The sequence below is a fragment of the Streptococcus sp. cx1 genome (assembly GCF_052384325.1).
Taxonomy (GTDB): domain Bacteria; phylum Bacillota; class Bacilli; order Lactobacillales; family Streptococcaceae; genus Streptococcus; species Streptococcus salivarius_G.
Genome location: NZ_JBQSUN010000009.1, coordinates 20,795 through 40,934, shown reverse-complemented (window position 1 = coordinate 40,934; position 20,140 = coordinate 20,795). Strand labels below are relative to the sequence as shown.

At 39.8% G+C, this 20,140-nt stretch carries 18 protein-coding genes; 3 read left to right on the top strand and 15 right to left on the bottom strand.

The annotated features are described in order from the left end of the window. Nucleotides 1–4: 4 nt before the first annotated feature. The 6 genes from ACT170_RS10465 to ACT170_RS10440 form a co-directional block, all read right to left on the bottom strand. Entirely contained in the window at nt 5–1,273 is a 1,269-nt protein-coding gene (locus tag ACT170_RS10465) for a competence/damage-inducible protein A (RefSeq protein WP_048790895.1), read from the bottom strand. A 96-nt stretch (nt 1,274–1,369) separates the two neighbouring features. After that, a complete protein-coding gene (locus ACT170_RS10460; RefSeq protein ID WP_002886325.1) occupies nt 1,370–1,924 on the bottom strand; it encodes a DNA-3-methyladenine glycosylase I in 555 nt (184 codons plus the stop codon). Between the two features lie 8 nt (nt 1,925–1,932). Continuing rightward, nucleotides 1,933–2,523 (bottom strand): Holliday junction branch migration protein RuvA, encoded by a 591-nt coding sequence (gene ruvA / locus ACT170_RS10455; RefSeq protein ID WP_002886323.1) that lies wholly within the window; start codon nt 2,521–2,523, stop codon nt 1,933–1,935. Nucleotides 2,524–2,680: 157 nt separating this feature from the next. Then, the gene (locus tag ACT170_RS10450) at nt 2,681–2,902 is read right to left on the bottom strand and encodes a hypothetical protein (RefSeq protein WP_002886321.1); all 222 of its coding nucleotides are present in this window, start codon (nt 2,900–2,902) and stop codon (nt 2,681–2,683) included. 130 nt (nt 2,903–3,032) lie between these two features. Next, a complete protein-coding gene (gene mutL / locus ACT170_RS10445; protein ID WP_037603795.1) occupies nt 3,033–4,970 on the bottom strand; it encodes a DNA mismatch repair endonuclease MutL in 1,938 nt (645 codons plus the stop codon). 51 nt (nt 4,971–5,021) lie between these two features. Further along, nucleotides 5,022–5,327, bottom strand: a complete 306-nt coding sequence (locus tag ACT170_RS10440) for a hypothetical protein (RefSeq protein WP_037603797.1) — start codon at nt 5,325–5,327, stop codon at nt 5,022–5,024. Nucleotides 5,328–5,505: 178 nt separating this feature from the next. Between ACT170_RS10440 and ACT170_RS10435 the strand changes: the two genes are divergently transcribed. Both ACT170_RS10435 and ACT170_RS10430 read left to right on the top strand, forming a co-directional pair. Continuing rightward, nucleotides 5,506–5,943, top strand: a complete 438-nt coding sequence (locus tag ACT170_RS10435) for a LytTR family DNA-binding domain-containing protein (RefSeq protein ID WP_013989911.1) — start codon at nt 5,506–5,508, stop codon at nt 5,941–5,943. Next, nucleotides 5,940–6,395: a DUF3021 domain-containing protein gene (locus ACT170_RS10430; protein WP_037603799.1), complete on the top strand. Its 456-nt coding sequence runs from the start codon at nt 5,940–5,942 to the stop codon at nt 6,393–6,395. Before ACT170_RS10435 ends, ACT170_RS10430 begins: the two co-directional genes overlap by 4 nt. Nucleotides 6,396–6,428: 33 nt before the next feature. On the opposite strand, the gene mutS is transcribed toward ACT170_RS10430, so the two are convergent. The 3 genes from mutS to argR are packed head-to-tail and all read right to left on the bottom strand — an operon-like array spanning nt 6,429 to nt 9,767. After that, nucleotides 6,429–8,960 carry a DNA mismatch repair protein MutS gene (gene mutS / locus ACT170_RS10425; RefSeq protein ID WP_371482835.1) on the bottom strand — a complete coding sequence of 844 codons (2,532 nt, stop codon included), beginning with the start codon at nt 8,958–8,960 and terminating at the stop codon, nt 6,429–6,431. Between the two features lie 19 nt (nt 8,961–8,979). Then, nucleotides 8,980–9,339 carry a YlbF family regulator gene (locus ACT170_RS10420; RefSeq protein ID WP_002889586.1) on the bottom strand — a complete coding sequence of 120 codons (360 nt, stop codon included), beginning with the start codon at nt 9,337–9,339 and terminating at the stop codon, nt 8,980–8,982. Next, complete coding sequence (gene argR / locus ACT170_RS10415) at nt 9,339–9,767, bottom strand: arginine repressor (protein ID WP_170314548.1); 429 nt, start codon at nt 9,765–9,767, stop codon at nt 9,339–9,341. Before argR ends, ACT170_RS10420 begins: the two co-directional genes overlap by 1 nt. 154 nt (nt 9,768–9,921) lie before the next feature. Between argR and argS the strand changes: the two genes are divergently transcribed. Then, nucleotides 9,922–11,613: an arginine--tRNA ligase gene (gene argS, locus ACT170_RS10410; protein ID WP_444818281.1), complete on the top strand. Its 1,692-nt coding sequence runs from the start codon at nt 9,922–9,924 to the stop codon at nt 11,611–11,613. Between the two features lie 878 nt (nt 11,614–12,491). Here argS and purB read toward each other — a convergent pair. From purB to purD, 6 genes are all read right to left on the bottom strand, one after another. After that, nucleotides 12,492–13,790, bottom strand: a complete 1,299-nt coding sequence (purB, locus tag ACT170_RS10405; RefSeq protein WP_002886310.1) for an adenylosuccinate lyase — start codon at nt 13,788–13,790, stop codon at nt 12,492–12,494. A 33-nt stretch (nt 13,791–13,823) separates the two neighbouring features. After that, nucleotides 13,824–14,789 (bottom strand): hypothetical protein, encoded by a 966-nt coding sequence (locus ACT170_RS10400; RefSeq protein ID WP_410536637.1) that lies wholly within the window; start codon nt 14,787–14,789, stop codon nt 13,824–13,826. A 47-nt stretch (nt 14,790–14,836) separates the two neighbouring features. Next, nucleotides 14,837–16,894, bottom strand: coding sequence for a hypothetical protein (locus tag ACT170_RS10395; protein WP_410539660.1), 2,058 nt, complete (start codon nt 16,892–16,894; stop codon nt 14,837–14,839). Beyond that, the gene (purK, locus tag ACT170_RS10390; protein ID WP_410536641.1) at nt 16,881–17,984 is read right to left on the bottom strand and encodes a 5-(carboxyamino)imidazole ribonucleotide synthase; all 1,104 of its coding nucleotides are present in this window, start codon (nt 17,982–17,984) and stop codon (nt 16,881–16,883) included. The genes ACT170_RS10395 and purK overlap by 14 nt, the downstream gene beginning before the upstream one ends. Continuing rightward, nucleotides 17,971–18,462 (bottom strand): 5-(carboxyamino)imidazole ribonucleotide mutase, encoded by a 492-nt coding sequence (gene purE, locus ACT170_RS10385; RefSeq protein ID WP_410536643.1) that lies wholly within the window; start codon nt 18,460–18,462, stop codon nt 17,971–17,973. Before purE ends, purK begins: the two co-directional genes overlap by 14 nt. Nucleotides 18,463–18,643: 181 nt before the next feature. Further along, entirely contained in the window at nt 18,644–19,906 is a 1,263-nt protein-coding gene (gene purD / locus ACT170_RS10380) for a phosphoribosylamine--glycine ligase (RefSeq protein ID WP_444818280.1), read from the bottom strand. Between the last annotated feature and the right edge of the window lie 234 nt (nt 19,907–20,140).

Below are 20,140 nucleotides of genomic sequence, written 5' to 3'. Positions count from 1 at the left end.
AAACTTAAATCATGTCTTCTTGTAATAAAGCTTGGCGAACTAGGTTAAAGGCATAGAGGGTACTAATATATCTAACATCAGAACGACTTCTTCCACCTATAACAACCTTGATTGACCTTACTTGATTCCTATCAGCAATACCAATAAATACTGTACCTGCTGGGTGTCCTTCTAATGAATCTGGTCCAGCTACACCGGTAAGTGCAATTCCGTAATCGCTATCTGTTTTAGCTCGGGCACCTTCAGCCATTTTTTCTGCAGTAAAATGACTGACAACACCATGTTCTTCTAGTTGCGACAAGGGAATATCCAACATTTTAGATTTTTCTTCAATGCTGTAAGTAACAAAGCCGCCTTTAAACACTTGTGAGACTCCTGAAAAATCAGCAATACTAGCCTGAAATAAACCTGCTGTTAGGCTTTCAGCTGCAGTGATAGTCTTGCCATGGTTCTTAAGCAAACGAAAAGCTTCAAAGGCTAAACTATTAGACTCTCCATATCCATAAATGAAATCAGATAAGGATTTGCCATCTAGAGTTTTAGTCGAACGAATTTGTTTTTCTAAAACATCTAGTTTTTGATCTGCTTCTTCTTGCGAAGAAGCCTTCGTTGACAAGCGAAGTGTTACTTCCCCCACTTTAGCGTATGGAGCTATGGTTGGATCTGTTTGGTTAACAATAAAATCCTTAAGAACAGTCACTAATTGACTTTCTCCAACGCCGAAGAATCTTAGGACTCTCGAATAAAGACTTGAGTGATTCTCAGTAAGAGCTGGAATAAGTTCTTGATTCACCATAGGTTTGAGTTCACTTGGTGGACCAGGTAAGACTACATAGGTCACCCCTTGAGCAGTAATAATCCCTCCAACTGCAAGACCTGTCGGGTTTTGCAAGGGAATAGCCCCCTCAACAATTTGTGCTTGACGTTCATTATTAGGCGTTCGTGTGTGTTTAGGACGAGTAGCAAAGAAACTATCCAGTTTTTTACTAGCCTCCTCATCAAAAACGAGTTCTTTTCCTAAAAATTTAGCCAGGGTTTGCTTGGTTAGGTCGTCCTCAGTAGGGCCAAGTCCACCACAAAGTATGACTAAATCACTACGCTGACTGGCTTGATCAAGAACTGAAAGTAGGCGGCTTTCATTGTCTCCTACTGCTGTGTGAAAATACACGTCAATTCCTAGTTCAGCTAGTTTCTCAGATAAAAATTGGGCATTGGTATTGGTGATCTGCCCGGTTAGGATTTCAGTTCCTACTGCAATCAATTCAGCTTTCATTGGTTCACCTATATTATTATTCGTAAAATAATCTCAAAAACATGTTCGTTTATAAACTAACATGTTTTGCTCGTCTTGTCAATCAAATCCACTCATTTATTTGAAGTCACAGTTATTTTCATGATCATTCACAAATCCTGCGGCTTGTAAAAATGAATATATAGTTGTCGGTCCTAAAAATTTGAACCCTCTCTTTTTTAGATTGTTGGCAATCTGTTGGGATAAAGCAGTTGATGATGGGACGTCCTTATATGTGGGTACATTATTTATCAAGGGCTTTCCGTCAAAGAAATGCCAAAAATAATGGGACAGGGAGCCAAATTCATCTTGGATTTTTAGTACTTGTTTGGCATTATTTACGGTTGCTTCTAGCTTAAGTTTGTGCCTAATGATGTCTGGATTTTGAAGCGCATCTTCAAGTTCACTTAGGCTAAACTGGGCAACACGCTCAATATTATAGTCATGAAAAACACGATTAAAGGCCTGTCTTTTATTTAAAACGGTTAACCAAGAAAGCCCTGACTGATAACTTTCTAAGCAAAGCAGCTCAAAAAGTTTTTGGTCGTCACCAATAGGCTTTCCCCACTCCTTGTCATGATAATCACAATATAATTTATTGTTTGTTGGAACCCAACGACAACGATTGACCATTGCTTACCTCATTTCATCAACATTTTAAGAGCCGATTTAATGTATTGCTCTGCCGTTTCATTAGTTCCTTCGAAGAAGGCCTTGATTTTCTTAAGTTCTGTGGCTTTATAACCAAGAGCAATCAAGGCTTCCATAGCCTCATCCAATTGATGATTCCCTTCAGGTTGACTTGGTGTCGTCTTGGTCGTTTCTGTTGGTAACTCTGCAAATTTCCCTGCCAAATCCAGAACCATTTGTTGAGCTGTCTTTTTACCAATCTTTGGAAACTTCATCAAGTACTTGATGTCACTATTATCAACAGCAGCAACCAAGCCTTGATTATCATCTACAGCAACAATGGCTAGGGCAGTCGTCGGACCTATTCCAGAAACTGAAATAAGCTTAAGGAAGACCTCTTTTTCATCTTCAGTATGGAAACCAAAAAGAAGGTGGGCATCGTCTCTAATAACCTGATGAAGATAGACTTGGATAGTCTGATTCATTTGGTCAGAAAAACTATATGGATTCGCTACAGTGACAATATAACCTAAGCCGTTTGCTTCTATAACAATATACTTGGCGGTAATTTTCACTAGAGTTCCCTTGATGTAATCATACATGGCGTGTGATTTCCTTTCTCGTTCGTTTCTTCAATGGTTTGCTTTATCATTTTATACTTGTAAGATAATTGTCTTGAGTGTTTATTTTGTCATCTCAAGCACTGCTGTACTATTGTAACAAAAAATCCACTCGAAAGTGGATTCTGTTTGCTCTATTTTAAGGATGACTACTCGTCTTTAAAGTATCTGTAATCATCTTTAGACCTAATAGAATATATGTTACAACGCCTAAAGTAAAGGCAATGCTAGAAACATTTACGAGAGTATTCTCCAAACTTGGTTGACCTAACCAGGCCAAAATATAGAAAATCAAGCTAGTCGCTAAAAATGTTAAGCCAACAAGTAAAAAGTGTTTATTAGTTTTTGTTAGGTGTCTCATCACTATACCTCCTAACTTAAAAATCAGGCAATCATCCTACAATAATCCGCTAAAACATTAGAAGATTCCTCATCTTCACCACTATTATAAATCTAACATTCCTATTCGTAAAGCAAGACCAAAAAAAGTTTTAATACTTCCCTAGGTCACGTAGACTCGTATGATTTTCTTGGATACGACGGAACATTTTTTCCATATCAGACTTGGTAAAGTTGACAAGTACTGGACGTCCGTGAGGGCAATTGTAGGGATTTTTACACTGTGCAAGCTGTACTAGGAGGTCACGCGCAGAGTAATCATCAAGAGCATGATTGGCCTTGATTGAACGTTTACAACTCATCATGATGGCCAACTCAGCACGGTAGGTCTTAACAGACACTTCATTCGTCAAAAGAAGCATGTCACACATTTCATAGACCGCTGATTCAATCTCTTCTTCCTTCATCCAGATAGGATGTTCACGAAGAATGAAAGTGTTGTTCCCATAAGGCTCTAAATAGATACCAACCTGGTTAAGAAGGGACATTTTTTCTTGTAAACTAATGTAGTCTGAACCTGAAAATTCAAAGAGATAGGGAACCAAAAGCTGCTGTAAACTGCTGTCAACCTCACCAATCTTTTCGCGATAGTACTCATACTTGACACGTTCTTGGGCAGCATGCTGGTCAATGATGTAAAGTCCGCCTTGTCCTTGCGCAAAGAGATAGGTTCCATGCATTTGACCAAAAAACTCTAATTCAGGGAAGGTTGATGTTTCCTCATTGTCCAGAGTTTCAAGCATGCGCTTCATTTTCGACTTGTTTTTATAATCAAGTTTTTCGTGTTCGCTATCACCTTCATCTACTGAACGTTGTGCCTGTTTAACAGAAGGTTGCGGTTTATTTTCTACCGATGAAACTGGTGACTCTGATACAAGAGGTTTGATATCTTCTTGGACTGTCTCTGGTTTGACAAAGAAATCATTACGACTGCTATCGTAGTAAAGATTGGTTTGTTTGAGTGGAAGACTGGTTTGAACTGGCTTAGCTGCACCTCTGGTACTAGACTTGGCTAGATTTTCAAGGGCATCAGGAATCAAATCCTGCTCTCTAAGGCTTTGAGCAATGGCTGAGCTGATAAGGGCCATGAGCTCTTTTTCTTTAGAGATACGTACTTCCTGCTTTGTTGGGTGAACATTGACATCGGCCAAGTAAGGATCAATCTGAATATCAATAACTGCAATAGGGAAGCGTCCTACCATGAGTTTAGAGCCATATCCATCAAAAATAGCACGGTTAAGCAGGAAGTTTTTAATATAACGTCCGTTAATGAGAATCGTGATGTAGTTACGATTTGCACGGGTCAACTCAGGGAGACTAACATATCCAGAAACTTCAAAATCAAGGTCAGAATTTGAAATCTCCACCATTTTTTTAGCCGTTGTCAAACCATAAATACCAGCAATAGCTTGACGGAGGTCTCCAGTACCTGATGTCTGTGTCAACTGACGACCATCATTAAGCAAGGTAAAGGCAACCTCGGGATGAGCTAGACTTAGACGATTGACAACATCGACAATATGAGCCAACTCAGCCTGTAAACTCTTCATATACTTGAGACGAGCTGGGGTATTATAAAATAGGTTTTCAACGGTAATCTTTGTTCCAACTGGTGTTGAAATAGGGTCCTGACTCTCAATTTCTCCACCTTTAGCAACCAGTTTAGTCCCATAGGCTTCTCCATCCGCTGCTGTCACAATGGTAAGATGACTGATAGAAGCTATTGATGGCAGGGCCTCACCTCGAAAACCAAGAGTTCGAATACGAAAGAGGTCTCCTTGATTTTTGATTTTACTTGTTGCATGACGGCGCAAACTCATAGCTACATCAGATTGAGCCATTCCTTCGCCATTGTCTGTGATTTGAATTTTTGAGAGGCCTGATTCTTCAACTTCAATAGTAATCTGGGTGCTGCCTGCATCAATAGCATTTTCCACTAGCTCTTTAACTACACTAGCTGGTCGCTCTACGACCTCTCCAGCAGCAATCTGATTGGCTAGAACTTCAGGCAATTCGATGATTTTTGGCATAATTATTTTTTCTCCCTTCTAAAAGGTTGATAAATTCACTGGTGCTGACTGTTACTTATGCTTACTGTAAAGCCACAACTCACACACAACTGTTAGCCAAGATAAGGCTGTGGCTATAACAATCATATCCCCATGACGAAGGTTGAACCAAATGAGCCCAGAAAAAATCAAGAGGTAGATGATTTGGAAAATCCATTGGTAGGTTTTAGGCGAGCTTGTAGAATCCATAAACTGCTTAACAAAGAAATAAAGCAAGAGCAGGTTCAGTGTTAGTGCCTTTTCAAAAGGTGTAAAAAAACTCAAAATCAGACTGCAGGCAAGAAAAATTCCTGCTAACCATTTCATTATAGATTTCATGTGATTACCTCGTCAGTACGTTTTCATTAAGTATAGGGGTTTTCTAAAATATTTTCAACCACTTAGACACCATATAGGACCACATAGACAAACGCTATTGCTGTGGGCTAGTAAATAGTGTTTAATAAAGGTGTGAAAGGGAGGAGGCCTCCTCAATTACAAACAAGAAAGGATAGTTATGAAAATAAAAGTTCAGATTGACTCGGTATTTCAAGAAGAGACGTTGCAGATTCAGGCACCTAGTCGGACGCCTAAGATTCAGCAAGTCGTCGAGTTTGTCGAAAGTTTGGATGACAACCACCGACTCAAAGGAAAAAAAGATGGAGAAACTTATCTTATCGAACCCAAAGCTATTTCCAGAATTTACATCGAAAATCGACAAGTTCTAGCTGAAACTATTCAAGGAGAGTACCCCTTAGGCTTACGTCTCTATCAAGTTTTAGAAAAACTGCCATCTTACTTTATCAAAATTTCACAATCAGAGATTGTCAACCTCAAAGAAATTGAACGCTTCAACATTACCCCTAACGGCCTCGTAGAAATTCACCTTAAAAACAAGGAAACTACCTACTCATCACGCCGTTACCTCAAAGCAATAAAGGAGAAATTACAATGAAAAAACAATTTTTTAAATCAGGCACAAGTGGCATCCTTATTGGATTAGCTGTATCTATGATTATGTCTCTTATCTGGGCGCCAAGCTACATGCCTCTTAATCCTCACTCAGCCATTGGACAATGGATGACATCACATCAGGTTCACGGATCTATAGTATTGGCCTACTGCCTCATCACTTGGTTTGCTATCGGTATTCTTTTTGAAGTCGCTAGTTATATCTTCCGTAAGGCTGAGTGGAGTTTGCTTCGTGCAACCCTCACTCACTACGCCTTGACCTGTCTAGGTTTCATCCCACTAGCTACCCTCAGCGGATGGTTCCCTCTACGTTTGACTTTCTACTTGGAGCTAGTCATTGAATTCAGCCTTATCTATCTCCTCGTTTGGGTTTTCTCTTATTGGAAAATGAAAAAGGATATTGAAGAACTCAACCAAGAATTGAAACACCTATAAAAGACAAGAAGCCTGTCAATTGACAAGCTTCTTTTATAGTTTCTGTTTTAAATCTGCTACAGCCATCATGACTTGCATAGGTGTCATGTTGTAAATATCTAAATCACGCAACTCTTGAAGAACTGGATTTTCAGTAAAATCATCAAAGAGAGAGATTTGCTCGTTGACATGCGTTTCAGTGGCAGGCTTCTCTTGAGGCGATACCTTTTCCTGAGGTTGGATGGTAACTGTATCGCCCTCTAGTTGTGTCAAGATGGTGTCAGCACGTTCCAGTAAATCTGCTGGTAAACCTGCAATCTTAGCCACATGAATACCATAAGATTTATCGGCTGGGCCATCGACAATCTTGTGAAGGAAGGTCACTTCGCCGTCCTTTTCAAGTGTCGCCACATGAACGTTGACAAGGTGTGTCAAAGTATTTGACAGAGCTGTCAACTCATGATAATGGGTCGCAAACATGGTTTTAGCCCCCACCTTGTCATGAATAAACTCAATGATAGACTGGGCCAGAGCCATACCGTCATAGGTAGCTGTCCCACGTCCCAACTCATCAAAAATAATCAAGGAATTAGGTGTCGCCCGCTTAATAGCCTGGTTAGCCTCCATCATCTCAACCATGAAGGTCGACTGCCCTGAAATCAGGTCATCTGCAGCACCAATACGTGTATAGATAGCATCAAAAACTGGCAAGTCAATACTATCTGCTGGCACGTAAGACCCCATCTGAGCCATAACTACTGACAAGGCTAACTGACGCATATAGGTGGATTTACCACTCATATTTGGTCCTGTGATGAGCTGAATATTGGTCTGACTATCAAAGGTAATGGTGTTTGGAATGTATTCTTGAACGCCCATAACCTTCTCAACCACTGCATGACGGCCTTGATCAATAACAATACGATGCTCATCATTGAAAATAGGGCGAACATAATGATTGGTCTCTGCTACAACAGCTAGACTCTGAAGCACATCGACTGTCGCAATAGCCTTAGCCAAAGATTGCAAACGGTCAATATAGCGTTCAACCTGTTCACGGACACGCATGAAAATATCATACTCTAGCGTTGATGATTTTTCACGCGCCTCAAGCATCTCACCTTCAATTTTAGCCAACTCAGCAGTTCCAAAGCGCTCTGAATTTTTCAGAGTTGCCTTGCGGAAGAAATGGTCAGGAACCAAGCTAAGGTTAGAGTTGGTCACATGGAAGTAATAACCATCTTTACGGTTATAATCAATCTTTAGTGTTGTAATACCAGATGCTTCACGTTCTTTAGCTTCGATATCTGCGATCCATGAGGTTCCCTCACTCATCACCTTGCGATACTTGTCCAAGGTCTCATCAAAACCAGCACGGATAATGCCACCTTCTGTAATGGTTGCAGGAGCATCTGGATCAATAGCCGACCGAATCAAACTCTCTAATTCTGGCAGAGCATCTAACTCTTGTAAAAGACGTGACAAGGCATCGTCATTAAAAGACTCCAAAATCGCCTTAATCACCGGTACTTGAGCCAAAGTATGACCTAACTGAATCAAATCTTTTGGATTAGCCTTGCCAAAGGAAACACGACTGGCCAGGCGCTCAATATCGTAAACACCTTTTAGACTCTCAGTCAAGTCACTCCGCTCAAAGAAATTGTCCAAGAAAACTTGGATAATATTCTGACGCTCGGTGATAGTGGCTTGATTCACTAAAGGACGATCAATCCAAGTTCGCAAGAGACGCATTCCCATAGCTGTCTTGGTTTCATCCAAGAGCCAGAAAAGAGATCCGTGTTTCTTGCCCGTTCTAGCATTTTCTAGTAAATCCAAACTTGACTTGGTCGCATAGGACATCTGCAAGTAATCCTTAATCTCATAGTGCTGAGCCTTTTGTAAATGACTGAGCTCGCGCATCTGAGTACGGTGCACATACTGGAGAAGTTTACCCGCTACACTGCTTTCCAAGTCTGTCAAGCTGGTGTCAATCAAGTGGACATCATCGTAAACCTCTGTTTCCTTGGAAAGTAGAAGGTTGAGTTGCTTGACCAAAATCTGTTCATCAGCTTCAGGTAAATCATAACCAACTACTACTTCACGTGCCTTAAGGTTCTGAATTTCACTACAAACTGAACTGAAATCGTCCAACTCTGTCGCAAAAAATTCACCCGTTGACACATCCATATAGGCCAGGCCGAATCGACTTCCAGCCTTGTCAATGGCTACCAAGAAATTGTTGGCATTATCAGGTTTAGAACTGTCAACCACTGTCCCTGGCGTGATAACCTGAACCACCTCACGCTTAACCACACCAACAGCCTGTTTAGGATCCTCCATCTGCTCAGCAATGGCTACCTTGTAGCCCATCTCAACCAAGACATCAATATAGGCTTGAGCTGAATGATAAGGAACACCAGCCATGGGAATAGGATTATCAGCATTCTTATTACGACTGGTTAGGCTAATTTCCAAAATCTGGGCAGCCTTAACGGCATCATCATAAAATAATTCGTAAAAATCACCCATACGGAAGAGCAAAAAAGCATCTGGATAATTTTCCTTGATATCCAAATACTGCTGCATTCCTGGAGATATTTTTTCCTTAGCCATGTCTTAACTCCTCGTTAATCCTTTCTTCGATAGACTTGGTCACATATTGGATCAAGTCACTGGCATCCTGCATTTTTTGGCGGTAGTCCTGAACAATAGGCAAATTTTCCAACTCATGCTGAATCAAATCTGCTTGTTCACCTGCCTCCTCATAGGCACGTTGTTTCTCAATTTTTTGAAAAAGCACTGCTTCTTGTTGATAAGCCTTCATCTGTCCAGCCAGATGACTGATTTGAGGTACCTGTCCAATAGCTTTCTCAGCCTCTTGAAAAGCAAGAACCGCCTCATGGTGTTTGAGGAGGTCGATTAACTCTTCTTTGGCTTTTTGGAGATCCTGATGAGGAGTATTCATCAGTGAAACTCGCTTTCCAGTTTTTCAGCAACCACAGCATCCTTACAGATTACCAATAGAGTATCTGCCCCAGCAACGGTTCCTAAAATTTCAGGGTTGCCATCACTGTCAATTAGGTTGGCCAAAACATCAGCTTCACCCAACTCTGTGTGAAGGACCAGCATAAACTGGGCACGGGAAACTGATTTAACATAATCCTTAACCGTAGGGTCCAAACTTGGAAGCACATGCTCAGACAAACTATAGTAGAGTCTGCCTTCTTCATCACGAAGCTTCAAGAGGCCAATCTCACGCAAGTCACGTGACAAGGTAGCCTGAGTAACCGTGATACCTTCCGCCTCTAGGCGTTGCTTAATTTCCTCTTGTGTCCCAATCTTATCTCTTGAAATCATCTGTTTGATAACAGCTTGACGATCTCTCTTCATTATCTTTCCTCTTTTTATGTATATTCTTTGCATATTATAACAGAATTTTTGTATTTTTTCATGCAATACTTCCTAATAGATGCTTTCTTGTCCCTACCCTATTAACTAAAATAATGGTAAAATAGGTATGAATGACAAGATTTGAAATGGAGTACCTATGAATACTAAAGAACTCATTGCAGCAGAAATTGCCAAAGTTGTTCCCGAATTGGAACAAGAAAACATTCAAAATCTGCTTGAAACCCCTAAAAATGCTGACATGGGGGACCTTGCCTTCCCTGCCTTCTCATTGGCTAAAGTCTTGCGCAAGGCCCCTCAAATAATTGCAGCAGACATCGCTGAAAAAATTGATGCTTCAAACTTTGAAAAAGTTGAAGCTGTTGGTCCTTACATCAACTTCTTCCTTGATAAATCAAAAATCTCGGCGGACGTTCTTGGACAAGTCATCGCTCAAGGCAACCACTACGCTGACCAAAACATCGGTCACGGACGTAACATTGCCTTTGATATGTCTAGTCCTAACATCGCTAAACCTTTCTCTATCGGTCACTTGCGTTCAACAGTTATCGCTGACGCTCTTGCCAACATCGTAGCTAAACAAGGCTACAAACCAGTCCGCATCAATCACTTGGGTGACTGGGGTAAACAGTTTGGTATGCTGATTGTTGCCTATAAGAAATGGGGTAGCGAGGAAGCTGTCAAAGCCAACCCTATCAATGAACTCCTTCAACTTTATGTGCGTATCAATGCCGAAGCTGAAAAAGACCCATCTGTAGATGAAGAAGCTCGTGAATGGTTCCGTAAATTGGAGGCTGGTGACGAGGAAGCAACTGCCCTCTGGCAATGGTTCCGTGATGAAAGCTTAGTAGAATTCAACCGTCTCTATGATGAACTTGGTGTTTCATTTGATAGCTACAACGGTGAAGCTTTCTACAATGATAAGATGGACGAAGTCGTTGACATCTTGACAGAAAAAGGACTTCTCCAAGAATCTCAAGGTGCCCAAGTGGTTAACCTTGAAAAATACGGTATCGAACACCCAGCCCTCATCAAAAAATCAGATGGTGCAACACTCTACATCACACGTGATTTGGCTGCTGCCCTCTACCGTAAACGTACTTACGACTTTGCCAAAGCCATCTATGTGGTTGGTAATGAACAATCTGCCCACTTCAAACAGTTGAAAGCTGTCCTTAAAGAAATGGGTTACGACTGGTCTGACGACATGACTCACGTTGCCTTTGGTCTAGTAACTAAGAACGGTAAGAAATTGTCAACTCGTAAGGGTAACGTTATCTTACTTGAGCCAACTATCGCTGAAGCTGTTAACCGTGCTCAAGCTCAAATCGAAGCTAAGAATCCAAACTTGCCTAACAAGGAAGCTGTTGCCCACGCTGTTGGTGTCGGAGCTATCAAGTTCTACGACCTTAAAACAGACCGCATGAATGGTTATGACTTCGACCTTGATGCCATGGTATCCTTCGAGGGGGAAACTGGACCTTACGTACAGTATGCTCACGCTCGTATCCAATCTATCTTGCGCAAGGCTGACTTCACGCCATCTGCAGATGCCACATACAGCCTAAACGACGTTGAAAGCTGGGAAATCATCAAACTCATCCAAGACTTCCCACGTATCATCAACCGTGCATCAGATAACTTTGAACCATCTATCGTTGCTAAATTTGCTATCAGCTTGGCCCAAGCCTTCAACAAATACTATGCGCACACACGTATCTTGGACGAAAGCCCAGAACGTGACAGCCGTTTGGCTCTTTGCTACGCAACAGCAACAGTCCTCAAAGAAGCCCTTCGCCTTCTCGGTGTTGAAGCTCCAGACGAGATGTAAGCCATATTTAAAACGCCTAAGGGCGTTTTTTTAGTGACCAAAAAAAGAACCCAACACATGGTGTTGAGCTCTTTTGGAGATTATGAAAAAGAAAAGTTCGTTGTTCTACAAAAAGTGTAAGCCAACGAGACTTACTGAACAAGGTTCAGTAAAAGTTATTTAGGAGACTTAAAGTATAACCTCTCTACCTTAAAGAAACCTTAAATCACAGAAAAAAATCCCCAAAGGGATTTTCACAGCAGCCCAGAGACCACTGAAAAGATACGATTGTACAGGCTTTCCCAACCTCTTCTTCCTAATCCTCCAAGGTGACCGCTTGTCCAATAGAATCTTTATATAACTATATTACCTTGTTTTGGAAGGGTTTTCAAGTATTTTCTTAAAATATCCTAATAAAACCTCAAAAAAGAAGAAAAAAGCCTAGATTTCTAGACTTTCTTCGGGGAGATTTGTTATGAAAAAATTATGTTTACCTCTAGCTTACAAAAGCTAGCTGCTTTACTAGGATGGTTATAATATATATTAATAAACTTAAAAGTAGCTTAAGATATTATTATCTTTTATCACTTTTTAAAATAATAAGCAAAATAAGTAATAATAAGGAACCATTAGGAATATCCATGTCTAAAAACCAAGAGGGTGCCTTGATACTTCAAAAATCATTCATGATGCGGATGATACTATAAGCAATGCTTACTATTAGGAGGCTAAGTTCCGGTAAATAGCTAAGTCGTCCTTTTAAGATGACTAACTTCTCCTTTCTGACAGTTTTCTCGCGATGACTCTATTATAAGGCTGAAAAGAGAACAAAACTAGTGACATAAATGTCACCATCAAAAAAAGCAGGTCTGCCCTGCTTTTTTACTGTATTGCTTCAATTAGTCACCCAAACCGATGCGTTCGAAGATTTCATCAACACGTTTAGTGTAGTAAACAGGGTTGAAGATTTCGTCGATTTCTTCTTGAGTAAGGCGAGAAGTTACTTCTGGATCTGATTCAAGAAGTGGTTTAAAGTCTACTTGGTTATCCCATGATTGGGCAGTCTTCGGTTGAACAAGGTCATAAGCTTGCTCACGAGTCATGCCTTTTTCAATCAAAGTAAGCATAGCACGTTGGCTGAAGATAAGACCAAATGTAGAGTTCATGTTGCGGATCATGTTTTCTGGGAAGACTGTCAAGTTCTTGACGATGTTTCCGAAACGGTTGAGCATGTAGTCAATCAAGATGGTTGTGTCTGGTGCAATGATACGCTCAGCTGATGAGTGAGAGATATCACGTTCGTGCCAAAGAGCTACGTTTTCATAAGCTGTTACCATGTGACCACGGATAACACGCGCAAGACCTGTCATGTTTTCAGAACCGATAGGGTTACGTTTGTGAGGCATTGCTGAAGACCCTTTTTGACCTTTAGCAAAGAACTCTTCCACTTCACGTTGTTCAGATTTTTGAAGACCACGGATTTCAGTCGCCATACGCTCGATAGATGTTGCGATGCTCGCAAGAACTGCAAAGTACTCAGCGTGAAGGTCACGAGGAAGGACCTGTGTAGAGATTTCTTGAGCACGGATACCAAGCTTGTCGCAGACGTATTTTTCAACGAATGGTGGGATGTTGGCAAAGTTACCAACCGCACCAGAAATCTTACCAGCTTCCACACCAGCAGCAGCATGCTCGAAACGCTCGATGTTACGTTTCATTTCGCTGTACCAAGTGGCCAATTTAAGACCAAAAGTTGTAGGCTCAGCATGCACACCGTGGGTACGCCCCATCATGATAGTGAACTTGTGTTCTTTCGCTTTGTCAGCGATGATGTTAAGGAAGTTTTCAAGGTCCTTGCGGATGATGTCGTTGGCTTGTTTGTAGAGGTAACCATAGGCAGTATCTACCACGTCAGTAGATGTCAACCCATAGTGAACCCACTTACGCTCTTCACCAAGAGTCTCAGAAACCGCACGTGTGAAGGCAACCACATCGTGACGAGTTTGCTGCTCAATTTCCAAAATACGGTCGATGTCAAAGTCCGCTTTTTCACGAATCAAAGCCACATCTTCCTTAGGGATTTCCCCCAACTCAGCCCATGCCTCGTCAGCCAAGATTTCCACCTCAAGCCAAGCACGGTATTTGTTTTCTTCAGTCCAAATGTTCGCCATCTCAGGGCGAGAGTAACGTTCGATCATGTTATTGTTTCTCCTTTTTCACTCTAAGGGATTTTATCCAAAAAAATTATTTATATCTGGGTTTCTATTTTCATAATAAGCAATTATTTTATCTAATTCTCTTAATTGAAGTTTTGATTTCTCCTTACTTTCATTTCTAAAAGGAAGCGGAGAATCCATTTCTTGCCAATCACAAGATTCAACTTCCCTATAATAGTAATCAAATAACCCAGATACTACGGTTACCCCATTTCCACCATAATAAATATCAATTTTTGACAAAGGTTTCTCCATTTCGGTATATAGTGGCCTAAAATCTGAATTTCTATCACTATATTCTAACTTAGCTAAAATAAATAATTTAAAATATTTTTTCAGTACATTTGAAAAATTGTAGATTACGAATAACTTTGCATCCGTACCAGCTTCACCCAAATAATTTTGTACTTTTGATTGTATAATATCTAAAATATCAAAATAAAATGATAGTATTTTTTCAACTGATTCGAAAATCTCATTCAATCGATAATGAAATTTTTTCGTGTTCCTTTGAAAGCTTTCACCTGTATGAAATTTAAATAAAGAGGTAAGCTCCGTGTCTTTTTGAAATTTACTGTATCGATGAGTTGAATAAAACTCCATCAACTGACTTAAAAACTTGTTATCCTGTTTTTGTAATTTTGTTTTAATTTCCATGTACTGAGTCAGAAGATTATTCAACTGCTCATGATTATGATTATAAAAGGCTTTTTCGATTTGAGAACTAAATTCTTCCTTTTTAGCTCCTTCCAACTTATTGTATGCTAAATTTAATATTATTTTTTGAATCCTTTCAATACCAACCGCTAGTTGATAGTATGCTTTGAATAATTTGGATTCTGAATAAGACTGGAAATAAGTAACATAAATCATACTCTCTAATCCATCAAAAATGAAATCAGCCGCTATCATAAACTCTGTATTGAGTACTACACTATAATGAAAAAAATCTTGATTATCTTCAACAATGGTATTTTCCAAAAATTTTCTCCCTTCTAGTGTCTAAAATTTCGTACTGTTTTAATAATTTATTTTTTACTCTTGATTTTTTTTATCCTATTGACCTTTTGCCTTTCTGTTAGATAACTAATCTGGTGCTTATTTGTATTTTCAGATATAAAGTTTTGTACAGAATCAATATAAAAATTATTGAACATATTTGGACAAAACTCAAAAATTGTCGAATTAGCAGTCAAGATGCCAACCTCAATATTATCAAACTGTATCCCTAAATCTGATTCAAAAATAGACTTATTCTCTAAAATAAATTTCTTTATTTTTTTTAATTTTGATATTTCCTTTTTTACTTTACCTAATAGCTTAGAAATACTGACTAAAGAATGTTGAATGCCATAATTTTTCAAATCATAAATATATAATGTATTATCAGAATAAAAAATAATATCAAGTTCTTTTTTTCTTCCTTTATCAATTTCCCTTGATATTTCACCATCCATTAGCAGTCTCTTAATTTTAGGATAAATTGGAGTCCCAGATTTGTCTGATGCCATAAAATCACAATTGATAATACTAAAATCATACATTGATGATATGTACGATTTTAGCTGTGGAATTTTATTTTCATCATAATAACATTTAATATCCTTCGAAATATCATTAATACCGCCAGTATTCCTTGATAAAATATCTCCTGCTAAATGCCATAATCCCTCGTTTAATAGTGAGTAGTTTGTTAGATAATAATTACCAAACTTTATTAAAGGTTTGTGGAAAATAGAAAGATTATTTAAGCTAATATACTCTGCTGCAAATACATAAATATTTGAAAAATCAAAGGATAAATATTTTATATTAACTTCCTTACTTAATTTCACATATTTACTAACGAATGCTTTAAATATTTCCTTAACTTTTTTTGTTGTATCTATTTTAGAATAAACTTTCTCATTTAAAAATTTATCAATATTTCCTTCATTTATATCTTTTTGAAGTAAGTTTGTTAAATTGATATTATTGGCCTTCATTTGTTTAATAAAGATTGAAATCGAAAATTTTAAGTGAAAAACATTATTTTCCAAAAAAAGTATCTCATTTTTTATCCCCTTTTTACTTACAATCTGGTTTATTTGAAAATAAGTCAATAACTCTGATAGAGGAAGATAGATTAAATATCCATCACTTACTTTATAGTCATTAATATCACTTTTAAATGTATCTCTAACTTTCAACGGATCAAACTGATATTTTGTATAGAATTTAGGAAATATAGATTCTGACATACATTTCTGTAGTCCTAAAGTTTCTTTACTAGCATACCTTACAAACTCATCAAATTCTCTTCTCAATAATCTAGGAGGAAAATCACCCCATTTATTACAACTAAAAGTTATCTTTGATTTATTAAATCTTCTTTTTATCAGATATCGAGAATTCATATCAGATAAAAATACAGACTTCGTAACTCCATAACAAAATAATAAGTAATAATCAGTACCAAACTTTTCAAAATATTTCTCTGCTTCAAGCTCATCAAAAACATTTCTATCTTGAGCAAGCAATACTCTATTTAACAAATAATTTGTTGATTCCTTTATTTCTCCTAATAAAGATTGTCTTAAATCATTTTTTGTATCATCTATTTCTCGGAAAAGATTAAGTATTTTTTCAATATTATTTCTATCAACATCTTTATTTATAGCCACAAAGTCATTCTGTGATAAAGTAGATACAAAATCTGCAAATACAACTAAATTAACAAGTAATTTATCTCTAGGATACATATCAATAATATCATCAATCTTTTTATCAATTAGGGAATTTACTTTATAAAAAATATACTCTTCACTATACTTCTTATTCGTTAAATCAAAACCAGACTCAACCAGAAGTTTATTTATAAATGCATTAGCAATTGTTCTACCATTACCAATCTTTAATTCATCGGGTATATGTATTCCAACATCCTTGCAGTATCTAGCAACTAATTGATTAACTTTATTATTCTTAAAAACGTGGTATCTACTTTCAATTATTATTAATAGTGAGACAAATATTCGTTTATGCTGGAGTTCTAGATAATCTGATGTAAAAAAATCAAATTTTTCTTTAATCTTATTCTCCTTCACAAAAATCAATCCCTTTCCCAAACTCAACCACATTGTCTGGTTCATCACTAAACAAAGTCACATGCCCCATTTTGCGGTTGTGCTTCGCTTCTAGTTTACCATACATGTGGAGGTGGGCGCTTGGATTTTCTGTGACATAACGCTCAGCTGCTTCGACATGTTGGCCGAGGACGTTGAGCATGACAGCAGGTGCATGGAGGTGGATTGCTGGAAGTGGTGCTCCGAGAACACCCAAAATATGCGTGTCAAATTGTGAAAAGTCGCAGGCCTCGATTGAGTAGTGCCCTGAATTGTGTGGGCGTGGTGCGATTTCGTTGACGATGATGTCATCAGCTGTCGCAAACATCTCCACACAGAGGGTACCAGAGAGGTTAAGTTGCTCAGCAATCTTCACAGCCATAGCTTTAGCTTTCTCAGCTAGACTGTCAGAAATACGGGCAGGAACGATAGTTTTAGATAGGATGTTGTTGCGGTGGATATTTTCCTGAACTGGGAAAACCGTCACATCCTTGCCGTTACCAGACACGATGACTGAAATTTCAAGGTCGAAGTTAACGAACTCTTCCAAGACACACTCGGCTGAGTTAGCAAGTGCATTTGCCTCTTCCAAATCGTCGGCTGATGTGATGACTTTTTGACCGTGGCCATCGTAACCACCTGTCGCTGTCTTGAGGACGTATTTTTTAGAAAGGTCAATATCTTCCAAATCAAGGCTAGATGTCACAACCTTGTAAGGAGCAACAGTCACTTGAGCCTTGTTTGAGAGAAAGTCCTTCTCAAAAATACGGTTTTGTGAAATGCGAAGCAGGTCTGTTCCTTGTGGGAGCTGACCGTCTTTGATAACAGCATCAAGGCCGTCAGCGTCGACATTTTCAAACTCATAAGTGAGAACATCACAGCGGTCCGCCAACTGGCGAAGGGCGTCTACGTCGTCATAGGGTGCCACGATAACCTCAGACACACGAGAAGATGGACAATCTGCTGCAGGATCAAGGGTGATAACCTTGTGGCCCATGTAGATAGCTGAAATAGCCATCATCTGACCGAGTTGGCCACCACCGATGATACCAATGGTTTTAGTTGAGCTCATTTGTAGACTCCTCTGCGATTTTTCCTTGTTCTTCAGCAAAGTTAGCAAGCGCATCTTCAATGGCCTTGTCTTCTACTGAGAGGAGACGGAGGGCAAAGAGGGCAGCGTTTGTCGCACCAGCTTCACCGATAGCCATGGTTGCGACAGGTACACCACCCGGCATCTGAACGATAGAATAGAGCGAATCTACACCGCTAAGAGCTCGTGATTTGACTGGTACACCGATGACTGGAAGGGTTGTTTTAGCAGCAACCATACCTGGCAAGTGAGCAGCGCCACCAGCACCTGCGATGATGACCTTGATGCCACGGCTACGTGCTTCCTCGGCATGTTTGAACATGAGGTCCGGTGTACGGTGTGCGGAAACAACTTTCTTTTCGTAAGCGACACCGAAGTTGTCGAGGACTTCAGCGGTTTTTTGCATGGTTGCCCAGTCGGATTTTGAGCCCATGATAATGGAAATAATTGGTTTAGTCATAATTTTTCCTTTTCTTTTTTGATAATGGTCTTAGGTGGTGGGGACGGAAGCAAACCTTCGGTTTCATTCCTAAACTTTGAGCCTAAAGTCTCAAAGTTTCCCCCGACCAGAACAGATGCTGTTCTGGTCTTTTCACCACGGCGACCTTTATCGGATTGGCGACTTCGTCGCTTTTGAAATTTTATTTGTTCGCCTTGCTACCGATATCCGTACGATAGAACAGACCTTCTGTGTTTTGTTTGTTGAGTTCGTTGTAGATGATGTTTTGGCCGTCTTTGACGATGTCTGCTGTTGTGACTAGCATGTAGACACGTCCGCCGTTTGAGAGGAGGTCTTGTCCATTTTCAGCGAATTTAGCACCGGCATAGTAAGTGATGATGTCGCCCTCTGTCTTGGCTGGGAGCTTGACACCTTTCTCATAAGCGAGTGGGTAGCCGTTTGAGGCTACAACCACACCAAGTGTCACACCCTTATCCGTCCAAGTGATAGCTGGCTCTTTACCATCCAAAATGTCAGTGATATTTTGCGCAAAATCAGAAGTCAAACGAGGCAAGATGATTTGCGTTTCAGGATCGCCAAAGCGAGAGTTGAACTCGATGACTTTAGGCCCGTCAGCTGTCAAGATAAGACCAGCGTAAAGGACACCAGTGTAGGGACGACCTTCTTTAATCATGCCTTCAAGAACTGGCTTGACAATAGTGTCAACAGCTGTGTCAACCACGCTCTGTGGCAAGTGAGGAACCGGCGCATAAGCCCCCATCCCACCAGTGTTAGGACCCTTGTCGTCATCATAAGCACGTTTGTGGTCCTGAGCCGTTGGCATAATGTAGAACTTGTCCCCATTGACAAAGGCAAAGAGAGAGAACTCTTCCCCGTCAAGAAATTCCTCGATGACCACTCGCGCACCTGAATCACCGAATTTATTGTCCAAAAGCATCTCGTGAGCAGCTTCGACGGCTTGCTCAACCGTTTCAGCAACGACGACACCTTTACCTAGGGCCAAGCCGTCTGCCTTGACGACGATTGGAGCGCCTTTTTCCTCGATGTAGGCCTTGGCTTCCTCGAAATCTGAAAATGTGCCATAGGCTGCTGTCGGAACGTCGTATTTGACCATGATTTCCTTAGCGAAATCCTTAGACCACTCCAGCTCAGCCGCAGCCTTGGTCGGACCAAAAGCCTTAAGACCAGCTGCATTGAAATCATCCACAATTCCAGCCGCAAGCGCATCATCTGGACCGATAAAGGTCCAAGCAATATCGTTCGCTTTTGCAAAGTCAATCAGCTTAGAATGTTCGGAAATTCCGATATTGATCAAATCAAGACCGTCCAATGTCATCCCGTCATTACCAGGAGCCACGAAAACTTGCTCAACGTCTTTAGACTCCAATAATTTCTTGGCAATCGCATGTTCACGACCACCAGAACCAACAACCAAAAGTTTCATTTGAAAGATACCTCAATATCAAATAAGACTAGGGGCAAATGCCCGTTAACGACAATCATTCGGAAAAATTAGCAATTTTCACGAATTATACATAACCATTATAACATATTTGTTCGGAGATATGAGTATGTTTCCAAATTTGAACATAAAAAAGGCGGCCACTTGGACCACCTCTTGGGAGATTATGAAAATGAAAAAAGTTATTTAGGATTAATGATAGTATATCCTGAGCAG

Excerpts from the sequence above, each read along its gene's own strand:
- ACT170_RS10460 (WP_002886325.1), bottom strand. The coding sequence starts at position 1,924 with ATGGTCAATCGTTGTCGTTGGGTTCCAACAAACAATAAATTATATTGT.
- mutL (WP_037603795.1), bottom strand. The coding sequence starts at position 4,970 with ATGCCAAAAATCATCGAATTGCCTGAAGTTCTAGCCAATCAGATTGCT.
- mutS (WP_371482835.1), bottom strand. The coding sequence starts at position 8,960 with ATGCAGCAGTATTTGGATATCAAGGAAAATTATCCAGATGCTTTTTTG.
- ruvA (WP_002886323.1), bottom strand. The coding sequence starts at position 2,523 with ATGTATGATTACATCAAGGGAACTCTAGTGAAAATTACCGCCAAGTAT.
- ACT170_RS10440 (WP_037603797.1), bottom strand. The coding sequence starts at position 5,327 with ATGAAATCTATAATGAAATGGTTAGCAGGAATTTTTCTTGCCTGCAGT.
- ACT170_RS10430 (WP_037603799.1), top strand. The coding sequence starts at position 5,940 with ATGAAAAAACAATTTTTTAAATCAGGCACAAGTGGCATCCTTATTGGA.
- purB (WP_002886310.1), bottom strand. The coding sequence starts at position 13,790 with ATGATCGAACGTTACTCTCGCCCTGAGATGGCGAACATTTGGACTGAA.
- argS (WP_444818281.1), top strand. The coding sequence starts at position 9,922 with ATGAATACTAAAGAACTCATTGCAGCAGAAATTGCCAAAGTTGTTCCC.
- purD (WP_444818280.1), bottom strand. The coding sequence starts at position 19,906 with ATGAAACTTTTGGTTGTTGGTTCTGGTGGTCGTGAACATGCGATTGCC.
- purK (WP_410536641.1), bottom strand. The coding sequence starts at position 17,984 with ATGAGCTCAACTAAAACCATTGGTATCATCGGTGGTGGCCAACTCGGT.
- ACT170_RS10435 (WP_013989911.1), top strand. The coding sequence starts at position 5,506 with ATGAAAATAAAAGTTCAGATTGACTCGGTATTTCAAGAAGAGACGTTG.
- ACT170_RS10420 (WP_002889586.1), bottom strand. The coding sequence starts at position 9,339 with ATGAATACTCCTCATCAGGATCTCCAAAAAGCCAAAGAAGAGTTAATC.
- purE (WP_410536643.1), bottom strand. The coding sequence starts at position 18,462 with ATGACTAAACCAATTATTTCCATTATCATGGGCTCAAAATCCGACTGG.
- ACT170_RS10450 (WP_002886321.1), bottom strand. The coding sequence starts at position 2,902 with ATGAGACACCTAACAAAAACTAATAAACACTTTTTACTTGTTGGCTTA.
- ACT170_RS10465 (WP_048790895.1), bottom strand. The coding sequence starts at position 1,273 with ATGAAAGCTGAATTGATTGCAGTAGGAACTGAAATCCTAACCGGGCAG.